6 protein-coding genes are annotated in these 6,647 nt (G+C 44.3%); 2 read left to right on the top strand and 4 right to left on the bottom strand.

Annotated elements, in window-relative coordinates; translation table 11 throughout:
- Positions 1-212: 212 nt before the first annotated feature.
- The 3 genes from KE626_RS33710 to KE626_RS33700 all read right to left on the bottom strand — a co-directional run bounded on the left by KE626_RS33710 (position 213) and on the right by KE626_RS33700 (position 4,093).
- Positions 213-1,838, bottom strand: coding sequence for an ArnT family glycosyltransferase (locus KE626_RS33710; protein ID WP_211977491.1), 1,626 nt, complete (start codon positions 1,836-1,838; stop codon positions 213-215).
- Positions 1,839-1,976: 138 nt separating this feature from the next.
- On the bottom strand, positions 1,977-2,651 hold the full coding sequence (locus KE626_RS33705) for a phosphatase PAP2 family protein (protein ID WP_211977490.1): 675 nt from the start codon (positions 2,649-2,651) through the stop codon (positions 1,977-1,979).
- An 11-nt stretch (positions 2,652-2,662) separates the two neighbouring features.
- Positions 2,663-4,093, bottom strand: coding sequence for an LptF/LptG family permease (locus tag KE626_RS33700; RefSeq protein WP_211977489.1), 1,431 nt, complete (start codon positions 4,091-4,093; stop codon positions 2,663-2,665).
- A 133-nt stretch (positions 4,094-4,226) separates the two neighbouring features.
- On the opposite strand from KE626_RS33700, the gene KE626_RS33695 reads away from it, so the two are divergent.
- Positions 4,227-4,844: a hypothetical protein gene (locus tag KE626_RS33695; protein ID WP_211977488.1), complete on the top strand. Its 618-nt coding sequence runs from the start codon at positions 4,227-4,229 to the stop codon at positions 4,842-4,844.
- Here KE626_RS33695 and KE626_RS33690 read toward each other — a convergent pair.
- Positions 4,841-5,221, bottom strand: a complete 381-nt coding sequence (locus KE626_RS33690; protein WP_211977487.1) for an START-like domain-containing protein — start codon at positions 5,219-5,221, stop codon at positions 4,841-4,843. The genes KE626_RS33695 and KE626_RS33690 overlap by 4 nt on opposite strands.
- A 363-nt stretch (positions 5,222-5,584) precedes the next feature.
- Between KE626_RS33690 and KE626_RS33685 the strand changes: the two genes are divergently transcribed.
- Positions 5,585-6,451, top strand: a complete 867-nt coding sequence (locus tag KE626_RS33685; protein ID WP_079473598.1) for a sigma-70 family RNA polymerase sigma factor — start codon at positions 5,585-5,587, stop codon at positions 6,449-6,451.
- Positions 6,452-6,647 lie beyond the last annotated feature (196 nt).

Raw genomic sequence — 6,647 nt, 5'->3', positions numbered from 1 at the left:
GGGATTTTTTCTTGCCCAGGATTAACGGTGATTATGATGATTTTCAGGATTTTTTCTTTTTTGATTTTAAAAGATTCGGGAAGATCTAAGCGGATAAATTCGTTTAGATCTTCCCGAATCTTTTAAAATCAAATTATAATCACAAGAAAAAATCCTGAAAATCATCATAATCACCGTTAATCCTGGGCAAGAAAAAATCCCGGGCAAGAAAATCATTGTTTCCTTTTCAGGAACACAAACCCATTCTTTTCCCCGATCACTTCCAGGTTGGGATGATTACGGTAAGGCTCGCTGTCGGTAATGCGGCAAATAAAATAGGCGGGTTTGTCGATAGCCCCGTTCAGCAACCATTCCTGGTCGTAGTAGTTTTTATTGGTATGAGGCTGCTCTCTTGAATAGTAATGCTGTGCATAACTGTGGTACCCTAACGCTTTCACATATACGTCTTTTCCCTGCAGAGAAATAAAGTAGTCTATTGCCGCGCGTTGGGAGTATGCTTCTATTTTGGGTACAAAATGCACCACTGTTACCTGTATTACCAGGATAGAGCTGATGAACAGGCAGAGCAATCCCCTGGAGATCTGTTTCCGCATCAGTAACACACCACTCACAATCACCAGAATAATATAGCCGGCACCGTAGGCGGTTTCCGCTATTGACCATGGTACGGCAGCCTGGAGATTGGCTACAGCAAATTTATCACCGATATATGGAATCAGCATATCCTTGAATACTCCTACCAGCGGCAGTACGGCGATGGCGAGCCCCAGCACAATACCGATAAACAGGATGAGCGCGATATTCCATCCACGCAGTTGTTGTTTACCTTCAGACAATTTATATACCTGCCACGCAGCAAGGAAGGAGAGGGGGAAATAGCAAAGGGAAGAATAGTGTACGATTTTGGTTTTCACAATGGAAAACAGGATCAGTACTACCCAGAACAATACCCACATCCATACTTTGAAATCCTTCATCTCTGTAGCGGCAGCAGTGCTGTAGATGGTTTTCTTCCTGCCCTGTAAATAGGTGAAAAGGAAGGTACTGGCAGGAAAGCAGCCTATCAGCAATACAATCCAGTGATAGAAAAATGGTCCGCCATGCCCGGCATCTTCTGTTGTCAGCAAACGGACCTGGTAAGCTACAAATTCGTTGACAAACCACCAGCCATGTGCAATAATTTCATATCCGAACCACAGCAGGGTGGTAATACAGGCAAACAAAGCGATGAGTCCGAGATGCGAAAAACGGATATTGATTTTTCCTTTATTCCAGATCCAGTATACCAGTAATGTCAGTAAAGCCACGAGGATAGCTACAGGGCCTTTTGTGAGCACTGCCAGGCCAAGGAACAAACCGCTGAAAATGGCCATGCGGAATGACTTGCTGTTATAACCGATGCGATAGGCAAAGTAGATGGAAAGGAATATGAAGAAGTTGAAGGTAGGATCTATAATACCTGACTTGAAATAGAAATGTGGTAACCAGGAACCGGCATATACCAGTGCCCACCAGAAGCCAAATCGTTCATCCGCCAACTTTTTGCCGATGGCAAACAGGCTAACGATAGTGGCTATACCGATAATGGCATTTGGGAAACGGGCGGCAAAATCATTCACGCCGAACAGCATCATGCTGCCCACCTGCATCCAGATGAACAGTGGTGGCTTTTCCCAGAAGGGGCGGAAGTCAATCTGCACCTGGCTATAGTTATGACTCACTATCATTTCCCGGGCTGCTTCGGCGAAGTTGATCTCGTCCCAGTCAAATAAATGTACAGCACCCAGAAAAGGGATGAATAGTAAAGCAGCCACCAGGGCGATCAATAGGTATTTCATTGACAGTTTTTAAGAAAATCAAAATTACGAATTACGAATTAGGAATTACGAATTTGCAGGGAGATAATAAAAGCGAAGATCGGCCTTTGCTTCTATCTCCCTGCAAATTCGTAATTCCTAATTCGTAATTCGTAATTTTTACGACGTTGTATTAGCCTGCAGCATTGCTTCGGCACATACTTCAGGCGACGACGTGGTATCCCTGAATTTAAAAAATCCGTATACAATAATAGTGCTCAGGGTGCCTACGATGCTACCCACATATACATCGGCAAAAAAGTGTTGTGCCAGGTAGATCCGGGAGTAAGCAGCGCACAGCGCCATTCCTATTAACAGTAAACCGAGCTTTTTATTGCGTGATATAACAGCCAGAAAGCTGAACATGCCAAAAGCTCCGGCAGAATGGCCCGAAGGGAAACTGCAACTGCTGTGCACATTTACCCATCTTACCGTATGCACCAGGGTGGCCGTTTCATCACCAAAATAGCTGATGGGCCTGGGCGCGTTAAAATAATGTTTGGCTACCTGTACCACCAGTGTTACCAGCAGGAGTACGGCCAGCCCGATAAAAAATAGCCTGAATCTTTGCGTTACCAGCATCAGAAACAACACTATTCCAAACATAATCCCGTCACCGAGGTAGGTTAACCCGGTAACAATCACATCGCCCCATTCGGAATGTTCCCCGTTTATACCAAGGAACAACTCCCTTTGGCTGTAAGTTGCCAACATCACTCCTCCTACTATCAGCCATAGCAGGAAGGGCAGGAAGAAGTAGGTATTCTTCCTGAACAGTGTAAACAGCGTTTTCAATTCTGTAGGTTTTAAATTGTAGGTTGCTTTTTAAATCTTCGTAAGAACTTCTTTACTTTTTGAATAATGCGAAAATAGTATTCTTTATTAAATAGCTGAGAGTCATTCATAGCCTTAACAATAAGGAAACCTGCAATGGGCAGGAGTACCATATTGGATAACCACATTCCCGACCAGGTAAACATGACGCCGCTTCTGGCCATTTTTTCCCCGATCATGAAGAATACGTTAAAGATGACAAAGAATATCACAGCAAAAACCAATGGGGTCCCCAAACCGCCTTTTCGAATGATGGAACCCAACGGGGCTCCGATCAGGAACATCACAATGCAAGCTGCTGCCAGTGTGAATTTCCGCTGCCATTCTACTTTGTGCATGAGTATGAGTCCGTGTTTGTCTTCATACTCCTGCGTGGGCTGTTCCAGGGCGCTTTGTGTTTCACGCACGTTTTGTTCGGCTCTGTCGAGCACGGAGCGGAGGTTCTTCTCCGGTACCACCTCTTCAAAATTTTTTGCTTTCAGCGGTGGGGCACTGCTGGCCCAGGCTGAATCTTTCCATTTAAAAAAAGGATAACGAACAGTTACATACGAATTTACGGTTTTACTGAATTGGTTCTCTACTTTTTGCATAGAATCTATCGCCACATCCAGCTGCCGTACATTCAGCATTTGCTGGTTGGAGGCGAAGAGGTCCATGTTCAGGCGGTTAAAGGCAAACGAGCTGAGGTCAAATGCCTTGCTGTATTTTTTAAAACCCTGTCTTATCATGTCGCCGGGAACGGTATAGCCCCGGTTTCCTCTTTCTTCGTAACGCCAGCCGTTTTCCAGCACAAAATACAGGAAACGTTTGTTGGCCGTTAGTACCATCTGCCCTTTTTCCGCCAGGATCACCGCATTATTGTTTTTATGATCGATGATCATTACCTGGTGAATGGTTTGATTATCCTTGTCTTTCTGCGCCACCTTGATGGTGTAGTCAGGGATATCTTTATAGAAAACCCCGGCTTTGATATTAAACGCCGGTTTTGAGTTGGTAATATCGTAGAGCAAAGATTTTGCCTGGAGATTGGCGACCGGGATCACATAGTTGGCAAACAGGAAGGCCAGGATACCGATAACGGTACAAACAAACAACAGGGGCCGGATAAACCGGAGCAGGGAAATACCGGACGATTTCAGGGCCACCAGCTCAAAACTTTCTCCCAGGTTGCCAAAGGTCATGATCGACGACAGCAATACCGCCAGCGGTAATGCCAGGGTTACCAGCGTGGCGCTGGTATAGGCGATCAGCTGTATGATCACGCCGGTATCCAGCCCCTTACCCACCAGGTCATCCACATATTTCCAGAGAAACTGCATTACCAGCACGAACAAGGTAACAAAAAAGGTAGCAACGAAGGGACCCAGGAACGTTTTGATGATGAGTTTGTCGAGTTTTTTCACTGATAATGCGGTATTAAAAAAAATGGAATCCCGATATTCGTATTTTACTATCCGGGATACTACATAAACGGTAAAGTTAGCACGATTTCACAAAGGAGTGGTCAGCTCAACCTGAAAATACCGTTAAAATTATATGGAAAATTTTGATTTAACACCAGAGGAGGCGGCTATTATAGGCAGCACGCATTTTATTCGCCTGAAAAACAGTGCAATAGAGAAGGTGATGGGGCTGATGGGAAACCTGCAGACAGCCTTGGCGGCTTACGACCGGGAGACGGATTTTCCTTTTGAGCCGGAATGGCTGTTACAGGGAGGCAAGATTTCGAAAGGGGAACAGTACAAGGGACTGCCCTGGGTAATGCTGGATTACCCGCGTTATTTCAGTAAATCAGATGTATTTGCTTTCCGCACCATGTTCTGGTGGGGGCATTACTTCAGCGCTACCCTGCACCTGGCGGGTAAAGTGAAAGCACATTTCAGTACTGTCCTGGAAGAAGCATATATGAAGCTGGCGGAAGCAGGATTTCAGGTATACCTACAGGAAAATCCCTGGGAGCATGATTTCGAAAATGGAAACTACTGCTTCATAGATAAGTTGAGTTTACATGAGTGGAAGACGCTGGTTAGCCGGAACGATTTCATTAAGTTGGCAAAACCTTTCGTGATCGGTCATTGGGGAGAAATAATTACCGATGTAGTAGCAGCCTATGCTACGCTACTCAGTATACTTGATAATAAAAAGGGAGCTTAGCTGCCGATGCGGTGGAAGAGATCTTTCACCTGGTATTCCCATAGCTGACTTTGGTCCTTCACCTCTTTCTTCTCTGCGAAATCTTTTACTACCAGGATAGTTTCATTCGTTACTTCAGAAATTTGTATACGGAACTCAAAATATTCATCTTTGGGAGCATGCGTCCAGTGCATCCGGATGTACTCATCTTCCTCCTGTTCCAGGACTTCTGCTTCTTCGGCAGTGCCATTCCAGGAAAAGGAAAAAACATTATCCCTGAAATCAACTCTATCTGCAAACCACTCCTGTAAACCAGCTGGCGTAGATAAGAATTCATACAGGATACCGGGTGAGCACCGTACCGGAAATTCTAACTCGTAAAGCACTTTCTTAGACATCTCTCAAATAATTAGTAAATCAATATCATCCAGTTGCAATTATAGAAAATATTTTACTCTGTCAAAATAATTTACGGTTTTTTTTTATAGAATACATAAAAACTTTACACGCCTTACTAAAACCATACATATTAAATATTTAATAAATATTAAAATTCAACATATGGGAGCGCCCGCTGTTTTGCCTCCATAGTGGCGAATTTCCGCGACAATTGCAAGCCCTTAATGATCAATCGATTTTATTTGGAAATGATTTAAAAACAATAGATTTTTTTTGGTGGCTTTCTAAAAAAAGTTATTTTTGTCAGGCATTCATCAAATCTTAACTTTTTATTAACCTGTAACTGTTCCGACTCTATGTCAATGCGCCAACTTAAAATCACTAAATCCATTACCAACCGGGAGTCTCAATCCCTGGAAAAGTATTTACAGGAGATTGGGAAAGTGGATTTAATTACGCCGGAAGAAGAGGTAAACCTGGCTATCCGGATCAAGCAGGGCGATCAGAGAGCGTTGGAGAAGCTTACTAAAGCAAATCTTCGCTTTGTGGTATCCGTTGCGAAACAGTATCAGAACCAGGGGCTGTCGCTCAGTGACCTGATCAACGAGGGGAACCTCGGGTTAATTAAAGCTGCTCAACGTTTTGATGAAACGCGCGGTTTTAAATTCATTTCCTACGCAGTATGGTGGATCCGTCAGTCTATTCTGCAGGCGCTGGCAGAACAATCCAGGATCGTTCGCCTGCCACTCAACAAAGTGGGCCTGAGTAACAAGATCAGCAAGGCGTACTCACAGCTGGAACAGGAATATGAAAGAGAACCATCTCCCGATGAACTCGCTACCATCCTGGAAATTAACACGGAAGAAGTGGAAGCTACCCTCGGCGTAGCCGCCCGCCACGTGTCTATGGATGCACCGTTTATTGACGGAGAAGATAATTCCCTCCTGGATGTACTGGAGAATCCGAACGCCGTTAGCGCCGACGAAGAACTGGATCATCATGATTCCCTCCGTCGCGAAATAGAACGTTCCCTCTCTACTTTAACAGATCGCCAGAAAGATGTGATCATGCTGTACTTCGGCATCGCCGTAGAACATCCCATGTCGCTCGAAGATATCGGCGAAAAATTTGGCCTGACCCGCGAACGCGTACGTCAGATCAAGGACAAAGCCATCACCAAACTCAGAACCACTTCCAGAAGTAAGTTGCTCCGCAACTACCTCGGATAACTGGCCAGGATTAATGTGATTAAACTGATGATCCTGATTTTTTAGTTGTGTTGTAAAGATTTTAGAGATTAGCGAAGACTGGTGCGGATATCGCATTTGTCTTCGCTAATCTTTTTTAATCCTGATAAAAAAAATCAGGACAATCCTGCTAATCAGTTTAATCCTGGTAAAGACAAATTCCGCTAAAAAAATATAC

The organism is Chitinophaga hostae (genome assembly GCF_018224885.1).
GTDB lineage: Bacteria > Bacteroidota > Bacteroidia > Chitinophagales > Chitinophagaceae > Chitinophaga > Chitinophaga hostae.
This window is presented reverse-complemented; position numbering and strand designations above follow the sequence as displayed.

Coding starts and splice junctions, on each gene's coding strand:
- KE626_RS33710 (WP_211977491.1), bottom strand. CDS start 1,838: ATGAAATACCTATTGATCGCCCTGGTGGCTGCTTTACTATTCATCCCT.
- KE626_RS33695 (WP_211977488.1), top strand. CDS start 4,227: ATGGAAAATTTTGATTTAACACCAGAGGAGGCGGCTATTATAGGCAGC.
- KE626_RS33690 (WP_211977487.1), bottom strand. CDS start 5,221: ATGTCTAAGAAAGTGCTTTACGAGTTAGAATTTCCGGTACGGTGCTCA.
- KE626_RS33685 (WP_079473598.1), top strand. CDS start 5,585: ATGCGCCAACTTAAAATCACTAAATCCATTACCAACCGGGAGTCTCAA.